This window comes from Streptomyces profundus (assembly GCF_020740535.1).
Classification (GTDB): domain Bacteria; phylum Actinomycetota; class Actinomycetes; order Streptomycetales; family Streptomycetaceae; genus Streptomyces; species Streptomyces profundus.
Genome location: NZ_CP082362.1, coordinates 2,864,567 through 2,885,984 on the forward strand (window position 1 = coordinate 2,864,567; position 21,418 = coordinate 2,885,984).

The 21,418-nt window shown below is 71.6% G+C and carries 21 protein-coding genes; 7 read left to right on the top strand and 14 right to left on the bottom strand.

Annotated elements, in window-relative coordinates; all coding sequences use genetic code 11:
- Positions 1 to 13 precede the first annotated feature (13 nt).
- The 3 genes from K4G22_RS12565 to K4G22_RS12575 form a co-directional block, all read right to left on the bottom strand.
- The gene (locus tag K4G22_RS12565) at positions 14 to 673 is read right to left on the bottom strand and encodes a phosphatase PAP2 family protein (protein ID WP_265590224.1); all 660 of its coding nucleotides are present in this window, start codon (positions 671 to 673) and stop codon (positions 14 to 16) included.
- 471 nt (positions 674 to 1,144) lie between these two features.
- Positions 1,145 to 1,615: a DIP1984 family protein gene (locus K4G22_RS12570; RefSeq protein WP_228080203.1), complete on the bottom strand. Its 471-nt coding sequence runs from the start codon at positions 1,613 to 1,615 to the stop codon at positions 1,145 to 1,147.
- 107 nt (positions 1,616 to 1,722) lie between these two features.
- The gene (locus K4G22_RS12575) at positions 1,723 to 2,712 is read right to left on the bottom strand and encodes a C40 family peptidase (protein ID WP_228080205.1); all 990 of its coding nucleotides are present in this window, start codon (positions 2,710 to 2,712) and stop codon (positions 1,723 to 1,725) included.
- 339 nt (positions 2,713 to 3,051) lie between these two features.
- On the opposite strand from K4G22_RS12575, the gene K4G22_RS12580 reads away from it, so the two are divergent.
- Together K4G22_RS12580 and K4G22_RS12585 are read left to right on the top strand one after the other, a co-directional pair.
- Positions 3,052 to 3,360 (top strand): hypothetical protein, encoded by a 309-nt coding sequence (locus K4G22_RS12580; RefSeq protein WP_062208380.1) that lies wholly within the window; start codon positions 3,052 to 3,054, stop codon positions 3,358 to 3,360.
- Positions 3,361 to 3,444: 84 nt separating this feature from the next.
- Positions 3,445 to 4,641: a PQQ-dependent sugar dehydrogenase gene (locus K4G22_RS12585; RefSeq protein ID WP_228080207.1), complete on the top strand. Its 1,197-nt coding sequence runs from the start codon at positions 3,445 to 3,447 to the stop codon at positions 4,639 to 4,641.
- Between the two features lie 76 nt (positions 4,642 to 4,717).
- Here the strand turns inward: K4G22_RS12585 and mqnP are convergent, their stop codons facing one another.
- On the bottom strand, positions 4,718 to 5,623 hold the full coding sequence (gene mqnP / locus K4G22_RS12590; protein WP_228080209.1) for a menaquinone biosynthesis prenyltransferase MqnP: 906 nt from the start codon (positions 5,621 to 5,623) through the stop codon (positions 4,718 to 4,720).
- Positions 5,620 to 7,071, bottom strand: a complete 1,452-nt coding sequence (locus tag K4G22_RS12595) for a menaquinone biosynthesis decarboxylase (RefSeq protein ID WP_228080211.1) — start codon at positions 7,069 to 7,071, stop codon at positions 5,620 to 5,622. Before K4G22_RS12595 ends, mqnP begins: the two co-directional genes overlap by 4 nt.
- Positions 7,072 to 7,156: 85 nt before the next feature.
- On the opposite strand from K4G22_RS12595, the gene K4G22_RS12600 reads away from it, so the two are divergent.
- Complete coding sequence (locus K4G22_RS12600; protein ID WP_228084066.1) at positions 7,157 to 7,576, top strand: PLD nuclease N-terminal domain-containing protein; 420 nt, start codon at positions 7,157 to 7,159, stop codon at positions 7,574 to 7,576.
- A 23-nt stretch (positions 7,577 to 7,599) separates the two neighbouring features.
- On the opposite strand, the gene K4G22_RS12605 is transcribed toward K4G22_RS12600, so the two are convergent.
- The 9 genes from K4G22_RS12605 to hemL all read right to left on the bottom strand — a co-directional run bounded on the left by K4G22_RS12605 (position 7,600) and on the right by hemL (position 17,049).
- Complete coding sequence (locus tag K4G22_RS12605) at positions 7,600 to 8,448, bottom strand: M23 family metallopeptidase (RefSeq protein WP_228080213.1); 849 nt, start codon at positions 8,446 to 8,448, stop codon at positions 7,600 to 7,602.
- A gap of 145 nt (positions 8,449 to 8,593) precedes the next feature.
- The gene (locus K4G22_RS12610) at positions 8,594 to 9,100 is read right to left on the bottom strand and encodes an ArsR/SmtB family transcription factor (protein ID WP_228080215.1); all 507 of its coding nucleotides are present in this window, start codon (positions 9,098 to 9,100) and stop codon (positions 8,594 to 8,596) included.
- Positions 9,101 to 9,280: 180 nt separating this feature from the next.
- Complete coding sequence (locus K4G22_RS12615) at positions 9,281 to 9,976, bottom strand: M23 family metallopeptidase (RefSeq protein ID WP_228080216.1); 696 nt, start codon at positions 9,974 to 9,976, stop codon at positions 9,281 to 9,283.
- 457 nt (positions 9,977 to 10,433) lie between these two features.
- The gene (gene ccsB, locus K4G22_RS12620) at positions 10,434 to 11,519 is read right to left on the bottom strand and encodes a c-type cytochrome biogenesis protein CcsB (protein ID WP_228080217.1); all 1,086 of its coding nucleotides are present in this window, start codon (positions 11,517 to 11,519) and stop codon (positions 10,434 to 10,436) included.
- On the bottom strand, positions 11,516 to 13,516 hold the full coding sequence (resB, locus tag K4G22_RS12625) for a cytochrome c biogenesis protein ResB (RefSeq protein ID WP_228080219.1): 2,001 nt from the start codon (positions 13,514 to 13,516) through the stop codon (positions 11,516 to 11,518). The genes ccsB and resB overlap by 4 nt, the downstream gene beginning before the upstream one ends.
- Positions 13,517 to 13,520: 4 nt before the next feature.
- The gene (locus K4G22_RS12630; protein ID WP_228080221.1) at positions 13,521 to 14,264 is read right to left on the bottom strand and encodes a cytochrome c biogenesis CcdA family protein; all 744 of its coding nucleotides are present in this window, start codon (positions 14,262 to 14,264) and stop codon (positions 13,521 to 13,523) included.
- Between the two features lie 7 nt (positions 14,265 to 14,271).
- Complete coding sequence (locus K4G22_RS12635; protein WP_228080223.1) at positions 14,272 to 14,856, bottom strand: TlpA family protein disulfide reductase; 585 nt, start codon at positions 14,854 to 14,856, stop codon at positions 14,272 to 14,274.
- A 113-nt stretch (positions 14,857 to 14,969) separates the two neighbouring features.
- Entirely contained in the window at positions 14,970 to 15,647 is a 678-nt protein-coding gene (locus K4G22_RS12640; RefSeq protein WP_228080224.1) for a histidine phosphatase family protein, read from the bottom strand.
- A 79-nt stretch (positions 15,648 to 15,726) separates the two neighbouring features.
- On the bottom strand, positions 15,727 to 17,049 hold the full coding sequence (hemL, locus tag K4G22_RS12645) for a glutamate-1-semialdehyde 2,1-aminomutase (protein WP_228080226.1): 1,323 nt from the start codon (positions 17,047 to 17,049) through the stop codon (positions 15,727 to 15,729).
- 118 nt (positions 17,050 to 17,167) lie between these two features.
- Here hemL and K4G22_RS12650 point away from each other — a divergent pair, with 118 nt between their 5' ends.
- The 4 genes from K4G22_RS12650 (at position 17,168) to K4G22_RS12665 (ending at position 21,096) form a co-directional block, all read left to right on the top strand.
- The gene (locus K4G22_RS12650; RefSeq protein ID WP_228080228.1) at positions 17,168 to 17,740 is read left to right on the top strand and encodes a hypothetical protein; all 573 of its coding nucleotides are present in this window, start codon (positions 17,168 to 17,170) and stop codon (positions 17,738 to 17,740) included.
- A gap of 203 nt (positions 17,741 to 17,943) precedes the next feature.
- The gene (locus K4G22_RS12655; protein WP_228080229.1) at positions 17,944 to 18,678 is read left to right on the top strand and encodes a DUF3558 domain-containing protein; all 735 of its coding nucleotides are present in this window, start codon (positions 17,944 to 17,946) and stop codon (positions 18,676 to 18,678) included.
- 152 nt (positions 18,679 to 18,830) lie between these two features.
- A complete protein-coding gene (locus tag K4G22_RS12660) occupies positions 18,831 to 19,625 on the top strand; it encodes a DUF3558 domain-containing protein (RefSeq protein ID WP_228080230.1) in 795 nt (264 codons plus the stop codon).
- A gap of 121 nt (positions 19,626 to 19,746) precedes the next feature.
- Entirely contained in the window at positions 19,747 to 21,096 is a 1,350-nt protein-coding gene (locus tag K4G22_RS12665) for a DUF2637 domain-containing protein (RefSeq protein ID WP_228080231.1), read from the top strand.
- The last annotated feature ends 322 nt before the right edge of the window (positions 21,097 to 21,418 follow it).

Genomic DNA, 21,418 nt, shown 5'->3' on the forward strand with positions numbered 1-21,418 from the left:
ACGACACCGGCGGCTAGGCGGCCAGGCGTTCCCCCGGGTCGCGTTCCCGCTCCGGATCGTCCGCCGGCGGTCTGGCCAGCCAGCCGAGCCAGCCGACGCCGGCGAGGGCCCGCACCAGCGGGGTCAACAGGGCCATGCCCAACGGGGCGAGCAGCAGCGCGACGGCCATGCCCAGGGCGAAGCCACCGATCACATCCGTCGGGTAGTGCACCCCCATCAGCACCCGGGCCGCGCCCTGCAACAGGGCGAGCCCCAGCGCCACAAGACCCAGCACCCGGTGCACCAGAAACAGCGCCACCGCGATCGCCGTCGCCGCACCCGCGTGGTCGCTGACAAAGGAGTAGCCGTCCCTGCCGTCGACCATCGGGATCAGCTCGGCATGACTCTCATGCGGGCGCGGTCGCGCGACGAACGCGCGGATCGGGACGTTCGCCGCCCAGGTCAACCCGGCGGCCAGCAGCGCCCAGAAGCAGCCGGCCACCGCCTGCGGCGCGTCGGCGCGCCGCCGCACCAGCAGCCAACCGAGGCCCACCAACGCCACCAGCACGAACGGCAGTCCGTACTCGCCGACAAAGGTGACGACGTCCCGCGTCCGGCCGGACAACCGCTCGGCGAGGCCGTTGATCTCGTAGAGGACATCAAGCTCGAAGTCCGGATGGTCGAGTCCAGCCATGTGCCGTTGTGGCCCCTTCGTGCTGTGGGGGACCCTGCCAAGGCTGGCAGGGAAGAGGAGCCCCTGTTCCGGTACAGGTAACGCCCTTAACGTCCCCTGGAGTGCCTAGGTCCATCGAATGCGCGCGACAGCGTTATCGAACAGCAACGCCTTGCCGCAGTTCAGCACGGTTGCCTTGGCCAGAGCCAAACGGACCGTCACCAACCGGGGGCCTCGCCCCGGTGACGAGATGTGGAGAGCCCCGAACCCGCCCTCGCCGCCTCGGATCCGCACCTGGTGATGTGCTGTGCGATGTGCACCGTTACCTGTGCGCCGTGCTGAGCTGCGCTGTCGGTGGGGAGTCGAACCCCGGCGTTGCTCCTCACGCGCCATAGGTGGGCCGGAAACCGCCGGCCCCCGGTGGATGCGCGCCTCCGAAGCGGTTACCCGCTCCACATCTCTCTCGCCACTTCTCTCGCCCTGCCGGACCGGTCAGTCCAGCAGATCGGCCTCCCAGTTCGTCCGCTGGATCCGCACGTCGACCTCCCGGATCTCCCGGGCCAGCGCGTCCGCCTGGGCGCGCAGCTCCGCGACCGGGAGCGCGGGGAGCACCATCAGCTCGGAACGGAGCTGCCGGCCGTATCCACGGTCGCCGGTGCCGGCCGCCGCGTCCGCCGCCGCCGTGACCACGGAGTGCCGCAGCCGCAGGGTGTCCCGGCGGGCGAGGGCGTCGGTGAGGGTGCCGTCCGCACCCATCCGCACGGCGGCGTTGGTCCGGTTGATCCGCCGGATCAACGCCTCCAGGGTGTCCAACACCTCGCCGGCCTCGGCCAGCAGTTGGGCCGCGTCCTCGGCGGGCGTCTCCCCCTCCTGGTGCCGCGCGCTGCTGACGACGCGCGCCCGCAGCTGCTCCACCCGACGCGTCGCCTCCGCACGCTCCGCAAGGGCCTCGGCAAGCTTCACGGTCTCCCCTCCCGTTCGCCTTGGACTCGCAGGAACGAACTCGCAGGAGTATACGAACACCGACCGGGCCCCCCGCACCCGGAATTCGATCCGCCGGGGCGTCGGCCTCAGCCGGCGGTGGGGCGGGTGGCGCCGAAGTAGTCGGGGGAGTCGATGGGGTCGAAGCGGATGGTGGCGCCGGTGTAGGGCGCGTTGATCATGTAGCCGCCGCCGACATAGATCCCGACATGGTGGATGCTCCGGGAGTCGGTCAGATCCGTGGCGAAGAAGACCAGGTCGCCGGGGAGGAGTTGGTCCCGCGTGGGATGCGGACCCGCGATCCACTGGTCGTTGGCGACCCGGGGCAGCTCGATGCCCACGGACTCGTAGGCGGCCTTGGTCAGCCCCGAGCAGTCGAACCTGCCGTCGTCCTCCGGGGTGCCGTCCCCGCCCCAGAGGTAGGGCGTGCCCAGATGCTCCTGGGCGAAGCCCACGGCCGCCGCGGCCTGCTCCAGCGGCGGCAGGCGCTCGTCCTCGGGGGGCGCGGCGTAACTGGCCTCCGCGCTGCGGATGATCCGCACGTAGTTCTGGGTCTCCTCATACGGCGGGATCCCGTTGTACTGGATCACCGCGTAGGGCCCCGCGTTGTAGGCGGCCAGCATGTTGTCCACCGGATCGCCCGGCACGTCCCGCACATAGCCGGCGAGCGCGCAGTTGTAGGAGGCGGCGGACGGGATGGCGTCCTCCGGATCCCAGACGTTGGCCTCCCCGTCCCCGTTGGCGTCCAGGCCGTGGGTGGCCCAGGTGCCGGGGATGAACTGGGCTATGCCCTGGGCCGCCGCGTGGCTCTCCACGTTCGGCTGCCAGCCGCTCTCCTGGCCGAGCTGCGCGGCCAGGATCGCCGGGGAGAGCTCCGGGCAGGTGTTGCCCCACTGCTGCACCAGGGCCTCGTACTCCGGCGGGACGGTGTTCCGCGCCAACTGGCCGTCCCCGCCGCCCGGTCGGCCGGCGCCGCCGAAGAGGCCGGCCGCCGCGCCGTAGACGCCGATCACCAGGAAGCCGACGAAGGCGAGCATGATGCCGAAGCCGGCACCCACCACCAGCACGATCCGCCGCATCGCCCGCCCCTCTGTCAGCAACCGTCAGCGACCGCCAGCGACCGACGGCCCCGGTTCACCGGCTCCTCGCCGGCTCTTCGAAAGATGGTGGCATGTGAGCGGGGATCAGCGTCCAGTCCCGGGGCGGGTTCTGGACATGACCTCGGACACGACGCCGGACACGACCGACAGGAACGCGCGGGAATCGGCGGGCGACCGGCCCGTCGGCCGACGAGTTCCGGCCAAAGAGCCGGCGTTCGGCGCGGTGAGCGTTCGTCACCGTACGGGACACGCTGTCGGTGGGCCGTGGCACAATCCGATGAGGAGGGGACAAGAGAGCGAGTGAGGCGGTGAGTTCGAATGCTCCTAGCGGCCGAAGAAGACGACATCACCAACATCATCGGCGGAATCGCCCCCGATTGGGGCCCGTTCTCCGCTGTTGGCACCGAGGCCAGAACACTGATCCAGGTCATCATGGCGCTGGCCATCCTGATCTGCATGGGCATCGCCATCTGGGGCGCCGCGAAGCAGCGGATCGGGTCCACCGCGATGCGGGACAGCTTCAGCGCCGAGCAGGGCAAGGGGCTGATCGTCGCCGGGCTCACGGGGATCTTCATCATCGGTTCCCTGGGCACGCTGTTCACCATCATCTACGGCATGGCGATCTGACGGCCCCGATGTCCCACCGCCCGGCCCCCGTCGTCCGTCGAAGAGCCGAGGCACCGGAGCGAGCCGGGGAAGGAACGCCAGTCGATGCGTGAACGGGGCGCCCGTCAGCGGCTGTTGAGGCGTGCGCTGGTCGCCGTGGCGGCGGGCGGCGCGCTGCTGGCCGGCTGCGTCGGCGGCCCGGCGGCCGACCGCGCGGCGCGGGAGCCCGCCACCCCGGCGGACGACGAGGCGTCGAACGGCGGCGAGGGCGAGGCCGACGACGAGCGGCCCGGCGCGTCCCCGCCCCCGCAGGAGCCCCTGCCGACGGCCGAGCCCACCGGCTCGGCCCAGCGGATCGCGTCCCTGCCCGAGCAGGCCGTGCCCGGCTGGGCCGACGCCTGCTGCCTGGCCGAGTTCCCCGACGGCGATCTGCTGGTCGGCACCTCGGCCGGCGCCCTCAGCCGGGTCACGCCGGAGGGCGAGGTCACCGAGGTGGGCCAGCTCTCCGGAGCCCTGGAGGCGGGCACCGGCGAGTTGCTCGCCCTGGCGATCTCCCCCGGCTTCGTGGGCGACGGGCGCCCCTCGGACGAGCTGTACGCCTTCTACGCGGGCGCCGGAAGCAGCGCCGTGGCCGCCTATGGCCACGATCCGGCCGGGGCCGAGGGCTCCCAGGTCAACAGCGCGAACCGGCAGGTCGTGCGGGATCTCCCCCGCGCCGAGAGCCGCAACGGCGGGGCGTTGGCCTTCGGCCCCGACGGTCTCCTCTATCTGGGCCTGGGCGACACCGGCAGCGCCACGCTCGCCGCCGATCCGGAGTCCGAGGCCGGCAAGATCCTGCGGATGGAACCGAACGGCGGCCCTCCGGACGACGGCGCGAACGTCGCGATCGGCTCCCTGGTGCACACCCTTGGCCATGGCGACATCCGCGGCCTGGCCTGGGACGAGCAGGACAGGCTCTGGTCGGTCGAGATCGACCCCGAGGGCGTGGTGGAGGTCAACGCCGTGATCCCGGGCGAGCGTTATGACCAGCAGCCGCCGGAGCACAGCTGGGAGTCGGGCGAGGTCGATCCGGTGGGCCTGGCCTATGACGCCGTCTCGCTCTGGGTGCCATCCCGGGTGGGCGAGGGCCTGTGGCGGCTGCCGCTGGATCTGGCCCATGCCAGCCGCAGCGCCGAGCCGCAGCCGCTCGGCGAGGAGCTGACCGGCCCGAGCGCCGTGCTCCCCGGCGCGGCGGAGGGCCGCCTCCGCGTCCTGGTCACCGGCGCCGGGGGCGGCGCCGTCGAGGAGTACGCGGTCGACTGAACGCGGCGCCGGCTGAGCGCGGCGGGGCGGAGCCCCGTCAACGCCCGGCCCGGGCCCAGACGCAGGGGCCCCGGGCTCAGACGCCGAGGCCGCGGACGATCAGGTCGAGCAGGGCGAAGCTGAAGAGCGCGATGCCCACGAAGCCGTTGACGGTGAAGAACGCGCGGTTGACGCGGCTGAGATCGTCGGCCCTGACGATGGAGTGCTCGTAGACGAAGGCCGCGGCGACCACCGCGAGCCCCACCCACAGCAGCGGTCCGCCGTCGGTGGCCAGGGCGTACCAGGCGAAGAGCAGCGTGGTCACCAGATGGCAGACGCGGGAGCCGAGCAGCGCGCCGCCGATGCCGAAGCGGGCCGGCACCGAGCGCACGCCGCCCGCCCGGTCGGCCGCGACATCCTGACAGGCGTAGATCAGGTCGAAGCCGCCGATCCACAGGCCGACGGCCGCCCCGAGCAGCACCGCGTCCCAGGACCAGGCGCCGGTCACCGCGAGCCAGCCGCCGACGGGGCCCATGGCCTGGGCCAGGCCCAGGATGGCGTGCGGATAGTCCGTGAACCGTTTGCCGTAGGGGTAGACCACCATCGGCACCACGGCGAGCGGCGCCAGCGCCAGGCAGAGCGGGTTGAGCAGGGCCGCGGCGCCGAGGAAGGCGGCCAGCGCGACCAGCGCCCCCACCCAGGCGGTCCGCACCGACACCGCCCCGGTGACCAGCTCACGCCCGGAGGTGCGCGGGTTACGCGCGTCAATCTCCCGGTCGATGATCCGATTGGCCGCCATGGCGAAGGTGCGCAGGCCCACCATGGCGACGGTCACCCACAGCAGCGTCAGCCAGTGCACGGTGCCGTCGTCGAGGAACATCGCGGTCAGAGCGGCCATATAGCCGAAGGGCAGCGCGAAGACCGAGTGCTCGATCATCACCAGCCGGAGAAAGGCCCGTACCCGACCGGAATCGGGCCGTTCCGCTCTCGCCGCGACCGTCACAGTCCGTATTCCTTCCAACGCCGGGTGACCCGCTCGGCGACATCCGGGTCGGAGACGATCATCTCCGGCCAGCCGCCGTCCCTGGTGTAACCCTCCTCCGGCCACTTGGCCGTGGCGTCGATCCCCGCCTTGCCGCCCCAGAACTGCTGGTAGGAGGCGTGGTCCAGATGGTCGACCGGCCCCTCGGTCACCAGCACGTCGCGCGCGTAGTCGACGTTGCCCAGCGCGCGCCAGGCGACCTCCTGGAGGTTGTGCACGTCGCAGTCGGCGTCCACCACGATGACCAGCTTGGTCAGCGACATCATGTGCGCCCCCCAGACCGCGGACATCACCTTCTGCGCGTGCTTGGGGTACTTCTTGTCGATCGAGATGATCGCGCAGTTGTGGAAGGCGCCGCTCTCCGGCAGGTGGTAGTCGACCACATCCGGGATGATCACCTTCAGCAGCGGCAGGAAGAAGCGTTCCGTGGCCCGGCCGAGCGGCCCGTCCTCCGTCGGCGGGCGGCCCACCACGATCGACTGGAAGATCGGCTTCCTGCGCATGGTGACGCAGTCGATGGTGAGCGCGGGAAAGGGCTCCTGCGGCGTGTAGAACCCGGTGTGGTCGCCGTAGGGGCCCTCGGGCAGCGTCTCGCCGGGCGTCAGCCAGCCCTCAAGCACCACCTCGGCCTGGGCCGGCACCTGGAGCGGCACCGTCTCGCAGTCCACCAGATCGACCCGCCTGCCGCCGACGAAACCGGCGAAGAGGTACTCGTCGATATCCCCGGGAAGGGGCGCGGTGGCCGCATAGGTGACGGCGGGCGGGCAGCCGAAGGCGATGGCCACCGGAAGGCGCTCGCCGCGCCGCGCCGCGACCTGGTAGTGATTCCGGCTGTCCTTGTGGATCTGCCAGTGCATTCCGATGGTGCGCCGGTCGTGACGCTGGAGCCGATAGAGGCCGAGATTGCGCACCCCGGATTCCGGATCCTTGGTGTGGGTCAGGCCCAGGTTGAAGAACGAGCCGCCGTCCTTCGGCCAGGTGAACAGGGCGGGCAGCCGGTCGAGATCGACCTGGTCGCCACGGAGCACGACTTCCCGCACCGGGCCGTTCTTGACCTTCTTCGGCGGCACATGGGTCATCGACGAGAGCTTGCCGAACGCCTCGCGGAACCCGACGAAGCCCTGCGGCAGCTCGGGCTTGAGGAGACCGCCGATCGACTCGCTGATGTCCTCGTAGGACTTCAGGCCGAGCGCCTTGAGCAACCTGCGGTCGGTGCCGTAGACGTTCATCGCCAGCGGCAGGTCCGAGCCTTTGACGTTCTCGAAGAGGAGCGCGGGACCGCCGGCCTTGTTCACCCGGTCAGTGATCTCGCCCACTTCGAGATGGGGATCGACCTCGGCTTTGACCCGCTTGAGGTCGCCATCCTTCTCCAGGGCCTTGAGCAGAGCACGAAGGTCGTCGTATGCCATGGGCCTCAGTATTCCGGACGCATTACCCTGGGCCTTAGTCAGGGGCCACACCGAGGCCCAAGCCATCGTGTCCAGGGGGACTACCATGCTGCGGGTGCTGATGTTTCTGGTACCGCTGGCACTGGCCATCTACGCCTTGGTGGACTGCATCAGTGCCAAGGACGACGAAGTGCGCCATCTGCCCAAGCTGGTCTGGCTCGCGCTGATCGTGCTGGCCTGGGTGATCGGCCCACTGGCGTGGATCCTGGTGGGCCGCAAGCGGGGCCCCGCGGGCGTCGGCGGCCGACGCGGCAACGCCGGCTGGGTCGCCCCCGACGACAACCCCGAGTTCCTGCGCTCGCTGAACGACGAGCAGCGGGAGGCGAAGGACGAGAAGGACAAGGAGCTGCTGGAGAACTGGGAAGAGGATCTCCGTCGGCGCGAGGAGGAGCTGCGCCAGCGCGGCGACGGCGACGACGGCCCAGGCGCGCCCCCCGAGCCCCCGGCCGGCGGCGGCAAGAACTGATCAAGCCCTCTCCGACGGGCCGCTCACGCCGCTGAGCGGCCCGCTTCCGTTTCCGCCGGGCGCCCGTCCCCCTCGGGCGGCCGGCCCGCCGCCGGAGCGGTGAACGTCTCCCGCGCCGCCGGCACGCCCACACCGCGCCAGTGGAACGGCAGGCCCCCGGCGATGTCGGGGTCGGGGTGGTCCATCAGCTGGAAGTGCAGATGCGGCTCCGAGGAGTTGCCGGAGTTGCCGCAGCGGGCCACCTCCTGACCGGCGCGCACGCGCTCACCGGGGCGCACGGCGAGCGTTCCGCGCCGCAGATGCGCGTAGAGGGCGTACGTTCCGCCGCCGAGATCCAGGATCAGGTGGTTGCCGATCACCCGCCCAGGTCCGCGTATGTCCCGCAGCAGCCCCTCCGCGAGCAGGTAGACGAAGGCCGGGTAGGAGTTGCGGCTGAGGTGGTCCCGCTGCCCGTCGACGGCGTGCACCACGGTCCCGTCGGCGACCGCGAGCACCGGCGCGCCGAACGCGGGGAAGTCCGCGTTGCGCCGCGCCAGCGGCCACCAGCCGACGGTGGGGCGCGCGGTCGCGGCCCCGGGGGCGGGCTCGGCGACCACGTCGATCGCGTGGCTCTGCCCGTAGACCCTGGTGCCATGGCTGGGCACCCGGTCCGCCGGGCTGTTGAGCGCCGACCAGCGCCCGGCCACGGGCGGCGCGACCGCCAGCGGCGGGATGTCACCCCGTTCGTCCCGCCGCGCCAGCAGCGCCGCACCCAGCTGGCCGGTCAGGGCGGTGGCGATCAGCAGCCAGCCGCCGAGCATCGGCAGCCCGGCCAGCAGATCCATCAGGAGATAGGCGACGAAGGCCGCCCAGCAGGTGCGGTAGAGCACCATCAGGCCCTTCCGCGCCCTACGGGGTGACCGTGTCCCGATCGCTTCGGTTCTTTCGTCGTTCGGCATCGCTGCCTTCTCCCTCGTCGGATGAGCCCGGATGGGCCCGGATGATCGCGGATGAGCCTGGACAGGCCCGGGTGAGCGGTCAGGGGCAGGCCGCGGTGAGCACCACCAGCAGGGGCACCACCCGCACCGGGGGCACCACCCAGCGCCCCCGCCCGGCCGAGGTCAGCCAGCCGGCCGCCGAGAGCTGGCGGAGATGGTGGTAGATCTGCCCCGTGGTGCCGAGGTCGGGCAGCTCCGCCAGCTCCCCCGCGGTGCGGTGACCGGCGAGGATCTCCCGCAGCAGCCGCATCCGCACCGGATGCCCCAGCGCGGCCAGCGCGTCCGCCGCCAGCGACCAGTCCCGGTCGAGCAGCGCCTCAAGCGGCTGCCCGTACTGCCACTCGTAGTGCTCCTCGGTCGGCAGCGTGACCGAGCCGGTGAAGAGGACGCCTCCCTCGGGCGCCACCTCCGCCAGCCTGGCCTTGAGCGCCTCAAGCGCCCAGAAGTCGCCAGCCGCCGGCTCGGCCTGACCGGCTGGCGCGGCGGCCCGCCGCTCCAGCTCGGCGAGCCGGCGCTCCAGCTCGTTGACCCGTTCCTCCAGATCCATGACCGAGAGATTACGTAATTACGTAATCCTTGGCAACCGCCCGTTCGACGGAGAAGCCGAACCGAAACGGATCACCCGACCGTCGAGGTCGGCCGCCGGGAACCCCACCCGGAGATCCCGTGCGCCGAGCACGGGGAAGGCCCCGGACGCTGGGCGTCCGGGGCCTTCGGGTGTCGCGGGTCACACCTGGGCGTCCTCGCCGCGCAGGAACTCCATCGGGTCGACGGCGGTGCCGTAGTCGGCGCTGGTCCGGACCTCGAAGTGCAGGTGCGGGCCGCTGCTGTTACCGGTGTTGCCGGAGAGGGCGATCTTCTCGCCGGTCTCCACCTCGTCACCCACGGCCACATCCACCTCGGAGAGGTGCGCGTACTGGGTGAAGGTGCCGTCGGTGTGCTCGATCACCACGGCGTTACCGTAGGCCGGGCCGTCGCCGGCGCCGTTGCCGCCGGCCTTCACCACGGTGCCCTCGTGCACCGAGTTGACCTCGGTACCGGTCGGGACGGCGAAGTCCTGGCCGCTGTGCTTGGCGGCCCAGCGGTCACCGGCGTTGCCATAGGTGGCCGACAGCTCGTAGTCGTCCGAGATCGGGGAGACCCAGGCGTCCGGGTCGTCGCTGACGTCGACCTTCTCAGCCTTGTCGGCCTTCTCGGCGCCCTGGGCGGCAGCGGTCGGCTCGCCCGCGCTGAGGGCGTCGTGGCCGGCCGAGGCCAGCTCGGAGACGGTGTGCGCGGCATAGACCTCGGCGGGGTTGCCATCGGCCGCCACCGCCGCGCCCGTGAACACGACCGACGCGGCGAGACCGGCAGCCGCGACAGTGGCGACACGGGTGCGCGGACGGAGGTTCTCACGAATGCGGTGCGTGGTGATCTTCGGCATGAGTAGTCCACCTCGGTAAATCGGGGATATCCGGACAAATCGACCGAACAAGCTTCATTGATACCCGGCGGTCCAAGCCCTGACAACCCCCCCTTCCACGAAGCGCCCTCGTAGCCGGAAAAGCGGTCCAAGGGCCCTTTACAGCCCGTCGGGGAAACCGTTCCGGACGGCGGACGCGACCGTTTTCCGGCACCCGGCCGAGGGCCGCCCCGGCCCACCGGCACAGGGCCCGGGCGGCGCGGCGAGGCATCGCGCGTGCCAGAGGTCGACGGGCACCGGGGCGCATGTCCCGGCCGCCCGGGACGAAAGTCCCGGGCTCTTCGTCCTTTCCCGCTCCTATCGCCGCTCGTAGGCCTGAATCGGCCTGTGGTGGGCGTCACGATCCGCCGCACGAAAAGCGCCCGGGGGGCCACCGAAAGCGGTGGTCCCCCGGGCGCTCGGGCTCCCGGAGCGGGGGCTACACCCCGCCGTACGAGTGCAGGCTGTTGAAGAAGATGTTCACTCCGTAGTAGTTCACCAGGAAGCAGATGAAGCCGACGATCGCCAGATAGGCCGCCTTTCTGCCCTTCCAGCCGACCGTGGCCCGGGCGTGCAGATAGCAGGCATAGGCGATCCAGGTGATGAAGGCCCAGGTCTCCTTGGGGTCCCAGTCCCAGTAGCGGCCCCAGGCGCTCTCGGCCCAGATCGCGCCGGCCACGATGGTGAACGTCCAGATGGGGAAGACCGCCGCGTTCACCCGGTAGGCGAACTTGTCCAGGGTGATGGAGGACGGCAGCCGCCCCAGCACCGAACCGGTCAGCTTCCGCACCGGGGCCCCGGCCACCAGCTTGGCCTCGTAGCGGTCGCGGAACAGGAAGAGCACGCTGGTCAGCGCCCCGACATAGAGCAGCCCGCCGCAGACGATCGCCAGCGGGACATGGATCCACATCCAGATCGAGTCCAGCGCCGGGACCAGCTGCTGGGTCTCGGTGTAGAGGACGGTGGTGGCCAGCCCGAGGTCGAGCAGCACCGTGCCGACCAGGGGCAGCCCCATCCACCGCACCCGCCGGCGCGCCAGCAGGAAGCTGAGGAAAGCGGCCACCAGCACCATGGAGAAGGCCGTGGAGAACTCGTACATGTTGCCCCAGGGCCCGCGTTCCACGGAGAGTGCCCTGGTGACCACGGCGCCGAGGTGCAGCAGGAAGGCCAACGCGGTCAGCGAGACGGCGATCCGGCCGTAGGCGTCCCCCTGCTCGCTGTCACCCGAGGCACCGGGGCCGTCCGGCACCTCGTCCCGCGCCGGGGTCGAGGAGCGGGTGACGACCCTGGGCCGCTCCAGCACCTCGGTGCCGCCCTTGGTCCGCACCACCACGTCGGGGCGGCCGGACGTCTCCCCGGCGTCCCGTTCGGAGACCAGCGCCGCCGAGTCGCGGGCTACCTTGCTCCGCCCGCCGAAGATCCACTCGGTGACATAGGCCAGAAAGGCCAGGGCGTAGATGGCCATCGCCGTGTAGATCAGCAGATTGCTGACATCGGCTAGACCCTCGTCTGCGGCGAGCATCATGGGCGCGCTCCTTCAGCGGCTTCGGGCGATGCGGGGTCGGGTTCGTCGTCCCGGGCTTCGGGTTCGTCGGGTTCGTCGTGCTGCCGGTCGTCGGGTTCGCTGTCCTGGCCGTCGCCGTCCGGACCGTCCGGGCCGTCGTCAGGCGTCGCGGCCCCCTCGTCGCCCCCGTCGCCTCCGTCGTCCCCGTCGCCCTCGTGGTCCGGCGCCGGGGGCGCCTTCGGCTGGAGCTCGACGGCGAGGTCGCCCAGCTCCTCGGGGATTCTGGCGGACTCGGTGCGGCCGAGCGAGGCCATCTCCACGACGGTCACCCCGTCGGCACCGGTCCTGGCCCGCACCCACACCCGGCGGCGCTGGAGGAAGAGCGAGCCGGTCAGGCCGAGGATCGCGGCCAGCGAGCCGAACAGCGCCCAGCTGTTGCCCTCCCGGGTGGTGATCGAGAAGGTGGCCCAGTTCTCGAAGTGTTCGAAGGTGAGCGTGCCCCGGCCGTCGGGGAGCTCGATGGAGTCGCCCGGCAGCAGGTCGAAGCGGAACAGGTCCCCCTCGCCGTCCTCCAGCTGCTCCATGTTGTCGGTGTTCAGCTGGTAGACGTTCTGCGGGATGCCGGAGGAGACGCCGAGATCGCCCTCGAACGCGTTGAGCGTGAGCACCGGGTAGTCGGGCTCGGGGAACGTCGAGTGCGGGCCGCGGACGTCGTCGATGTTGTAGGTCGGGTTGAAGAAGCCCTGGAACCCCAGCTGGCTGCGCTCGCCGTCGGGGCCGACATAGTCGCTGACCTTGATCACGCCGACCGAGGTGAACCCGGCGTCCTGCGGCAGGAACGGCACGGGGGCGCTGAACGCCGTGTTGCCCTGGCCGTCGGTCACGGTGATCACCGGCGCGTAGCCGTGCCCCAGCAGCCGCACCCGGGAGTCGCCGACCTTCAGCGGGTTGTTGACGGTGATGACGCCGGCCTCCTCGACGCCCTCCGCTGTCCAGTAGGTGACATCGGCCCTGAAGTCGGTCGGGGTGCCGATATCGACGCTGTCCCTGCTGTACCGGTAGTCGAACTCGTCCAGGGTGAAGCCGAACCGTTCCAGTTCGTCCACGTCGAAGAGCTGGCCGGAGGAGAAGTCGTCGTACTGCGGCAGCGCGTTGGAGAACCCGCTGCCCTCGACGACCAGCTTGCCGCCCTCGGAGTGGTACAGCTGGCCCATCGCGAAGGCCATCAGCATCACGATCAGCGCCACATGGAAGAGCAGGTTCCCCGCCTCGCGCAGATAGCCCTTCTCGGCGGCCACCTGCCCCTCGTGCCCCGGCTGGTCCCCCAGGTCGGTGCGGAACCGCTTCTTCCTGAGCTGCGCGCGGGCCGCGTCCAGCACCTCCTGCGGCGGGGTGTCGGTACGCCAGGTGGTGTAGGCCGGCATCCGGTCCAGGCGCCTGGGGGCGCGCGGCGGACGCCCGCGCAACTGCCCTACGAACTGCCAGCTGCGCGGCAGGATGCAGCCGATCAGCGAGACGAACAGCAGCAGATAGATCGCGGAGAACCAGATCGAGGAGTAGACCTCGAAGAGCTGAAGCCGGTCGTAGAAGTCCCCAAGGCCCGGGTTGTTCGCGCGGAACTCCTGCACCGCCGTCGCGTCGATCCGCTCCTGTGGGATCAGCGAGCCGGGGACGGAGGCCAGCGCCAGCAGGAAGAGCAGCAGCAGCGCCACCCGCATCGACGTCAGCTGGCGCCAGAACCAACGCCCCCAGCCGACCAGCTCGCGCGCCGTCCACCGCAGCGCGCCGCCCACGCCGGGGGCGCGCGCGCCGCCGAACGAGCCGGGCATGGCCGTGGCCTCCGGCTCCGCCTCCTCAAGGGGCGCGGTGGAGAGGCCGACGGTCGAAGCCTCGTCGCCACGGTCGTCGGCGCGCTGGCCGGGCACCTCGCGCCCGCCCGACGCGTCGGGCTCCGTCGGCTCGCCGCCCTCGCCGCGCTCGGCCGCGACGCCCGTGCGGGAAGCGCCTTCGTCGGTCATAGGGTCAGACTCCCGGGGTGAACTGGACGCTCCAGATCTGCATTTCGTAAACCATCCGGTCCCAGGCGCCCGTGAGCAGCAGCACCCCGGTGACCATCAGCATCGCGCCGCCGAGCCGCATCACCCAGTGGTAGTGGCGCTTGACCCAGCCGAACGCCCCCAGCATCCGGCGGAAGGCGAGGGCCGCCACGATGAACGGCAGCCCCAGTCCAAGACAGTAGGCGAAGGCGAGCAGGGCACCACGGCCGGCCGTCGCCTCGTTGATCGCCAGCAGGTTGACGGCCGCCAGCGTCGGGCCCACGCACGGCATCCAGCCGACGCCGAAGACCACGCCCAGCATGGGCGCGCCGGCCAGCCCTATCCCGGGGCGCAGGGAGAGCCGGAAGTCCCGCTTGGTCAGCCAGGGCAGCGCACCGGCGAAGAACAGACCCAGAAGTATGGTCATCACGCCGGCGACCCGGCTGATCGTCTCCCGGTGTTCCAGCAGCGTGGACCCGAAGCTGCCGAAGAGCGCCCCTCCCGAGACGTAGACGGCCGTGAAGCCGAGCACGAAGAGCGAGGCGCCCAGAAACATCCGGCCCCGCTTCTGCTGTGCCAGATCGGCGCCACCGGCCCCCGTGACATAGGACAGATAGCCGGGCACCAACGGCAGCACACAGGGCGAGAAGAACGACACCAGCCCGCCGAACACCGCGACCGGCAGCGCCAACAGCAGCGCCCCGCTCAGTACCGTCTCGTTGTAGCCCATGGCGCGGTCAGCTCTCCGCGATCACCGGGTCGAGCGCCTCGCGCAGTTCCTGTTCGGTGACCGCCTTGAGCAGCCGGACGGCGATCCGCCCCTCCCGGTCCACGATCAACGTCGAGGGAACCGCCTGCGGGTTGAGGCTGCCCGTCGGGAACTGCAACAGCATCCGGCCGTCGGGGTCGTAGAGGCTCGGGTAGGGCACCTCGTGGGTGTCCTCGAAGGCGCGGGCGTTCTCCGCCGAGGGGTCCCTGGTGTTGATCCCGACGAACTGCACGCCCTGGTCGGCGGTGTCCTCGGCGACGGCCACCAGGTTCTTCGCCTCGGCGATGCAGGGCGCGCACCAGGCGCCCCAGACGTTGAGGACCAGCACCTGGCCCCGGTAGTCGGAGACGCTCAACTCGTCGCCGTCCAGCGTCTCCCCGGACAGCTCGGGCAGCGGCTCTCGATCCTCGACCGGTACGGTCGTGACCTGTCCCGTGCCCTGCACGATGTTGCTGTCGCCGCCTGACGGGCCCGCGGACTCGCCGGAACACGCGGTCAGGGCCAGCAGGCCGACGACGGCCACGGCCCCCTTGACAACCCGGAGCTGGATCATGTGAAAAGTTTCCCATGCGTCCCTGAACGATCTTTGGCGCCCCCCTCCTCCCCAACCGTCCCGGCGTCCCCCGGGTTCCCCGCCCCGGCGCGCGCCCCCCTGGCCCGCCCGTTTCAGGCCCCGAACCCCTTGGCCCCCTTCACCGGCTTCGCGCCCGACCGCAGATGCGCCGGCACCAGATCGAGCGCCGGCTCGGTGTAGGTGACGGAGACGATGTCGTCCCCCTCGAAGGTGAAGCTGGTCAACGAGGCCAACGTGCACTGCCGGTTGCGCGGGTCGTGCCACAGCCGGCGGCGCTCCACCCAGCCGCGCAGCGTCCAGATGGGCAGCTGGTGGCTGACGCAGAGCGCCTCGCGCCCGCGCGCCGCGTCCCGCGCCGCGTCCACCGCGCCCTTCATCCGCACCGCCTGGTCGACATAGGGCTCGCCCCAGGACGGGCGGAACGGGTTGCGCAGATGGCGCCAGTTGGCCGGCCGGCGCAGCGCGCCGTCCCCGATGCCGAAGGTCTTGCCCTCGAAGACGTTGGCCGCCTCGATCAGCCGCTCGTCCGTGGCGATCTCAGCGCCCACCGCCTTCGCGATCGGCGTGGCCGTCTCCCGCGCCCGCTCCAGCGGGGACGCCACCACATGGACGATGTCCCGCTCGACGACCCGCTCCGCGACCCGTTCGGCCATCCGCCGGCCAAGATCCGAGAGGTGGTAGCCGGGCAGCCGCCCGTAGAGCACGCCCTCCGGGTTCTCCACCTCGCCGTGCCGCATCACATGCACGGTCGTCCGCTCGCTGCTGCTCATCGCTCCGCTCACTGTCTCGCCGTGTCCGGCGGGGTCGATATCCGTACGCGCCGCGCCCCCTGAGGGAGTTGGCCACGCCTCACGCGGGCGCCTCGGCCGCCGCCGCGGCCCGCGCCGCCGCCGGCAGCGCCTCGAAGATCCGCTCCAGCGCCCGCTCGTCGTGCGCGGTGGAGACGAACCACGCCTCGAAGGCGGACGGCGGCAGATAGACACCGCGCTCCAGCATCGCGTGGAAGAAGGCGGTGTAGCGGTGGGTCTCCTGCGCCTTGGCCGAGGCGAAGTCGGTGACCTCGGCGTCGGTGAAGAACACCGAGAACATGTTGCCCGCCGCGCTCACCCGGTGCGCCACGCCCGCCTCGGCGAGCGCGGCGCCCGCCGCGTCGCGCAGCCGCGCCGCCGTCGCGTCCAACGTGGCGTAGGCCGCGTCGTCCAGCAGCCGGAGTTGGGCCAGCCCCGCGGCCGTGGCCACCGGGTTCCCCGACAGCGTGCCGGCCTGGTAGACGGGCCCAGAAGGCGCCAGCTTGTCCATCACGTCCGCCCGGCCGCCGAACGCCGCCGCCGGGAACCCGCCGCCCATCACCTTGCCGAAGGTCAACAGGTCGGCCTCGACGCCCTCGACCCCGTACCAGCCCTGCCGGCTGATCCGGAAGCCCGTCATCACCTCGTCGGAGATCAGCAGCGCGCCATGGCTCCGGCACAGCTCCCTCAGGCCCGCGTTGAAGCCGGGCGCCGGCTCCACCACGCCCATGTTGCCCGGCACCGCCTCGGTGATCACACAGGCGATCTCCGCCGGGTGCGCCTCGAAGGCGGCGCGCACCGCGGCCAGGTCGTTGTAGGGGAGCACCACCGTCTCGCCGGCCTGGGCCCCGGTCACGCCCGGGGTGTCGGGGAGCCCGAACGTCGCGACGCCCGAGCCGGCGGACGCCAACAGCGCGTCCACATGGCCGTGATAGCAGCCGGCGAACTTGATCACCTTGGCCCGGCCGGTGAAGCCGCGGGCCAGCCGGAGAGCGGACATCGTCGCCTCCGTGCCCGAGGAGACCAGCCGCACGCGCTCGACGGGGCCGACGCGCGCCACGATCTCCTCGGCCAACTCGACCTCGCCCGGCGTCGGCGTCCCGAAGGAGGTGCCGCGCCCGACGGCGGCGCGCACCGCGTCCAGCACCGCGGGATGCGAATGGCCGAGGATCATCGGCCCCCAGGAGCACACCAGATCGACATACTCCCTCCCATCGGCGTCGGTGAGGTAAGGACCTTCGCCAGACACCATGAACCGGGGCGTACCGCCCACGGCGCCGAAGGCACGCACCGGAGAGTTCACGCCACCCGGGGTGACACTGGCCGCACGGTCATAGAGGGTCTGCGAGACTGGAGCTTCGATGGATCGGGTCACGCCGTCCATGGTGACATCAGCCCCTCACAGCTCGGTGTCAGGGCGTTTCGCAGCCGCCTGAGGGGGGAGGTGTCTGAAACGATGATCGGGTTTGTGCGGCGGGGGTCGCGAGTAGTCAGGTGGTGACATGCAACGCGGTGGCGAAATCGGCGAGGGAACCGGGGACCTCGGGCCCGAGCCCTCACCACGAGCCCGTTCCCGCCGTGGCAGACACCGCCGCAAGACGGACAACGGCGAGCTGGAGTTCCGTGGTCGAGGCGGTCGGATGGCCGTGACCTACAAGTACTTCGGCGCCCCCGACGGCGCCACCGCGGCCCGCGTCCCGCTGTCCATGCGCCCTGAGGAGCTGGGCGGCGACGAGCTGGGCCAGGGCATGTTCACCCGGATCAAGCCGGAGACCATGGCGGCCATGGTGCTCACCGGCATCGAGGGAATACCGCTGCACCGGGTGCCCCCGCTGGAGCTGGTGGTGCTCCACCCCGACTACGCGGTGGTGAAGTTGCCCACCACGGTGGTGGATCCGCTGCGCGGCATCGGCGACGAGACGGTGGGCGCCGCCGCGTTCATCTGGTCCACGGTCCCCGACCGCAGCGGCCCAAACGACGCCTTCGGCGTCTACCGGCTGCTCAACGAGTGGCAGGACTTCTCGCGCCGCCTCCACGAGGCCGGCCACCAGCCGTACTGCCTGGTCTGGCCCTGACACTGGCCCCGTGCCGGCCGGCCATTCCCCTTCGCTCGCCCGTGCGTTACCCGTTTGGCGGTCGCCTGCGGTAGACATGGACCCTCGCACGACACGAACCCCAGCGAACGTCGGCCGGTGATCGGGCGGCGCGGCGTACGGAGCCGCGCGGCCGAGGCCACGGGACCGCGAGCCGGGGGTCAAGGGGTCACAGGGAGGCCAGGGTGCAGGTCAGGGCGAGGGCCGCGGGTGCGGCGCTGTCGGTCGCCGCGCTGATACTTGGCGCCAGCGCCTGTTCCGCCGACCTCGGCGGCACGGAGGACACCGACGGTTCCACCCCGTCGAGCGGCGCCAGGACGACGAACCAGCAGGGCCGCTACTCCGGCCTCCCCGAGCCCTGCGGCTCGGTCAGCCAGGAGACCCTCGCCCAGCTGCTGCCCGACGCCGACCCGGAGGTCTACGCCGGCAGTCCGCTCGCCACCTTCGACACCGGCCGCCGGGTCGGCTGCGAATGGCGCAACGCCGACGGCGCGGACAGCCAGCGGCTGACCGTCGACTTCCTGCGCGTGGTCTCCTACGAGAGCGATGGGAGCGACGACGACCAGGCGGGACTGGACTTCGAGGCCCGGGCGGAGGAGTTCGGGCTCACCATCGGCGAGGAGGCCGACGACACCGAGCGGGAGAGCCCGGGAACCCTCTCCCCCACCCAGGGACGTCCGCAGGCAAACGCCAGGCAGCTTGATGGCATTGGTCACGCCGCTTTTCTCGATGACCGTTTGACCAGCGGTGATGCCACAACCCGACGCGATGTGACGCTGGCCTTCCGCAACGCGAACGTTATCGTCACCGTTGTGTACACCGTCTCGACCATCCAGCCGGACACCGCGCCCGACAGCGCGCGGTCCCAGCAGTACGCCGAGACGGTGGCCGAGCAGCTCGCCGCGGGGCTGGACGGCTGACGCGGGCTCCGACCCGGATGGCGCGGCTGCGACAGCCGCGCCATCCGGGTCGGAGCCCGCGCCGGGCGTACCGTGGCGGGGCAGCTGGCCCACGGCTCCGGCAACTGGCGAGCCGCAGCAAACTGGCGACAGGTAACGGGAGCGAAGAACCCATGGTACGTAAAGCCTCGCGACGCGTTGTCCGACTGACGGCACTGGCCGCCGTGCCCGTGCTGCTCGCCGTCGGCTGCTCCTCCTCTTCCGACGACTCGGCGTCCGAGGAGGACAACGCGCCCGCGTCCGAGGCGCCGAGCCCGGAGCCGGTCAGGTTCGCCGAGCTGCCGGAGCCCTGCTCCCTGGTCGGCGGCGACACCATCGGCGACGTGGTCCCCGAGGCCGACCCCGAGGACGGCGCAGCGCTGGAGTCCAGCAACACATCGGCCTCGGCCGCCTGCCTCTGGAACGGCCTGGACGAGTACCAGTTCCGTTCGCTCACCGTCTCGCTGCGCCGCTTCGACTCCGACCCGGCCGTCGGCAGCGGCGACGAGCGCGCCGGCGCCTACCTCCAGCAGATGGTGGAGGAGGTCACGGGCGACGAGGCCAACCACGAGCCGGCCGCCGAGGAACTGCCGGAGACCGGCGACGAGGCGGTGTCCATCGCCTACGCGGTCACCAAGGAGGCCGACGGCGACGAGCACGACTACCGCCAGCAGCGTGTGGTTGTTCGCACGGGCAACGCCGTGGTCACCGTCGACTACTCGGGCGCCGGCTTCCAGGGCGACGACCTGCCCGGCGCCGGCGGCATCAAGGAAGCCGCCGACCTGACCGCCCAGGAGGTCGTCACCAACCTCGAAGCGAGCGGCGCGGACCAGAGCGAGGACGGTGCGGACGACGAAGACGGTGCGGACGGCTCGGAGGGTTCGGACGGCTCGGGCAGCGAGGACGAGGATCCGAAGGGCGACTCCTGAGCCCCTCATCCCACCCGGGTCGCCCGGGAGTTGGGAGCGGTCGGCGCGTACATGACCTAGGTCATATGCCAGGCTGGGGCCGACACCGACCCCGCCGCCGACCCCTGGGGAGGCACCACCAGTGGCCGCGATCAAGCTGACCCGCGCGCATCGCATCCTGGTCAGCATCGTGCTGGCCGGAGCCGTCGTCATCGCCACCATCGGCTTCGTCGGCTCCTACGCCGCCGTCCGCGACCTGGCGGAACGGAAGGGTTTCGGCGATTTCGCCCCCTTCTTCCCGATCGGCGTCGACGCCGGCATTGTCGTCCTGCTCTCCCTCGACCTGCTGCTGACCTGGCTGCGCATCCCCTTCCCCCTGCTGCGCCAGAGCGCCTGGCTGCTGACGGCGGCGACCATCGCCTTCAACGGGGCGTCGGCCTGGGGCGACCCGCTCGGCGTCGGCATGCACGCGATCATTCCGGTGCTCTTCGTGATCACCGTCGAGGCCGCGCGCCACGCCATCGGGCGGGTGGCCGACATCACGGCCGACCGCCATATGGAGGGCGTCCGGATGTGGCGGTGGGTCCTCTCCCCCATACCCACCTTCCGGCTCTGGCGCCGGATGAAGCTCTGGGAACTGCGCTCCTACCAGGAGGTCATCGGGATGGAGCGGGACCGGCTGGTCTACCAGGCGCAGTTGCGCGCCGAGTACGGGCGCGCGTGGCGACGCCGCGCGCCGGTGGAGGCCCGGATGCCGCTCAAACTCGCGCGCTACGGCGTCCCGTTGCGGGACACCGCGGCCACCGGTCTTGCGGCGGCCCGCCTGCCCCTGGCGGTGGAACGCCGCGAGGACGCCCCCGGCGAGGCAGCCGGCGAGGAGGCGGGCCGGCGGCCGGCCGAACGGGGGGCGCGGGGGGAGAGCGCGAATCCCGAACACGCGCCGAGGCCCGGGGTGGTGCGGGAAACAGAACAGCGCACGCCACTTGAGTACGCGCCCCCGGCGGCGCCCACCACGCCCACCACGCCCGCCGAACCGCCCGCGGCGGAGCGACTGCCGGAGCGCGAGGCGTGGACCGCGCCCGAGGCGGCAGAACAGGAACCGGCGTACGCCGAACCGGCATACCGCGATCTGGACGATCTGGTGGGCGCGGCGGCGCCGGCCGGGCCGCTCGCTTCCCAGGAGGCCGCGGTGACCGTGCCGGTCGCCCCGGGCCGCCGACGCGCGCTGGGCAACGCCCCCAGCGCCCCGGCGGAACCCTCACCGGACCGCGCCCCCGATGGCGCCCCCGGAAGCGAGCCCCTCTACAGCGCCTATCGCCAGTACATACTCGAACAGGGCGAGTTCCCCAACGCCCGTCAGCTGTCCCGCTTTCTGCACGAACGATTCGCCATCACCGACAGCGACGGGACCCTGTTGAGCGAGCAGTACCTCCGCCCCTTCACCCGCGGCTTCCGAGAGCGCTACAACGCCGAGATGGGCACGGGCGTCTGAGCCACCGGATTCCCTCGCACGGGTGATGACAGAGGGTAGCGACATGGCGCAGGGTTGGCACTGTCAGTAATCATCCATGGCTGCCGCCCCGCCCCGAAGAGACCACCATGCCCCCTCGGCAACTCCCAACCCCGCCCCTGCGCCTCGCGACGCCCCTGTTCCTGGCCCTCCTCCTGGCCGCGCTCCTGAGCCCGGCTTCGCCCCTCGCGTTCCTCCCGGCCCTGAGCCCACGCCGGGCCCCGGCCCTCGTCTCGCGCGCCGTCCGGGGCCCTGTCGCGAGCCCCAGCCGGGCACGGCCCTGGGCGGCGGCCGGCTGTGCCGG

Excerpts from the sequence above, each read along its gene's own strand:
- K4G22_RS12660 (WP_228080230.1), top strand. The coding sequence starts at position 18,831 with ATGGTACGTAAAGCCTCGCGACGCGTTGTCCGACTGACGGCACTGGCC.
- K4G22_RS12600 (WP_228084066.1), top strand. The coding sequence starts at position 7,157 with ATGCTGCGGGTGCTGATGTTTCTGGTACCGCTGGCACTGGCCATCTAC.
- K4G22_RS12580 (WP_062208380.1), top strand. The coding sequence starts at position 3,052 with ATGCTCCTAGCGGCCGAAGAAGACGACATCACCAACATCATCGGCGGA.
- K4G22_RS12565 (WP_265590224.1), bottom strand. The coding sequence starts at position 673 with ATGGCTGGACTCGACCATCCGGACTTCGAGCTTGATGTCCTCTACGAG.
- ccsB (WP_228080217.1), bottom strand. The coding sequence starts at position 11,519 with ATGATGCTCGCCGCAGACGAGGGTCTAGCCGATGTCAGCAATCTGCTG.
- K4G22_RS12615 (WP_228080216.1), bottom strand. The coding sequence starts at position 9,976 with ATGCCGAAGATCACCACGCACCGCATTCGTGAGAACCTCCGTCCGCGC.
- K4G22_RS12630 (WP_228080221.1), bottom strand. The coding sequence starts at position 14,264 with ATGGGCTACAACGAGACGGTACTGAGCGGGGCGCTGCTGTTGGCGCTG.
- hemL (WP_228080226.1), bottom strand. The coding sequence starts at position 17,049 with ATGGACGGCGTGACCCGATCCATCGAAGCTCCAGTCTCGCAGACCCTC.
- resB (WP_228080219.1), bottom strand. The coding sequence starts at position 13,516 with ATGACCGACGAAGGCGCTTCCCGCACGGGCGTCGCGGCCGAGCGCGGC.
- K4G22_RS12635 (WP_228080223.1), bottom strand. The coding sequence starts at position 14,856 with ATGATCCAGCTCCGGGTTGTCAAGGGGGCCGTGGCCGTCGTCGGCCTG.
- K4G22_RS12575 (WP_228080205.1), bottom strand. The coding sequence starts at position 2,712 with ATGCGGCGGATCGTGCTGGTGGTGGGTGCCGGCTTCGGCATCATGCTC.
- K4G22_RS12595 (WP_228080211.1), bottom strand. The coding sequence starts at position 7,071 with ATGGCATACGACGACCTTCGTGCTCTGCTCAAGGCCCTGGAGAAGGAT.
- K4G22_RS12640 (WP_228080224.1), bottom strand. The coding sequence starts at position 15,647 with ATGAGCAGCAGCGAGCGGACGACCGTGCATGTGATGCGGCACGGCGAG.
- K4G22_RS12605 (WP_228080213.1), bottom strand. The coding sequence starts at position 8,448 with ATGGTGCTCTACCGCACCTGCTGGGCGGCCTTCGTCGCCTATCTCCTG.
- K4G22_RS12610 (WP_228080215.1), bottom strand. The coding sequence starts at position 9,100 with ATGGATCTGGAGGAACGGGTCAACGAGCTGGAGCGCCGGCTCGCCGAG.
- K4G22_RS12585 (WP_228080207.1), top strand. The coding sequence starts at position 3,445 with ATGCGTGAACGGGGCGCCCGTCAGCGGCTGTTGAGGCGTGCGCTGGTC.
- K4G22_RS12650 (WP_228080228.1), top strand. The coding sequence starts at position 17,168 with ATGCAACGCGGTGGCGAAATCGGCGAGGGAACCGGGGACCTCGGGCCC.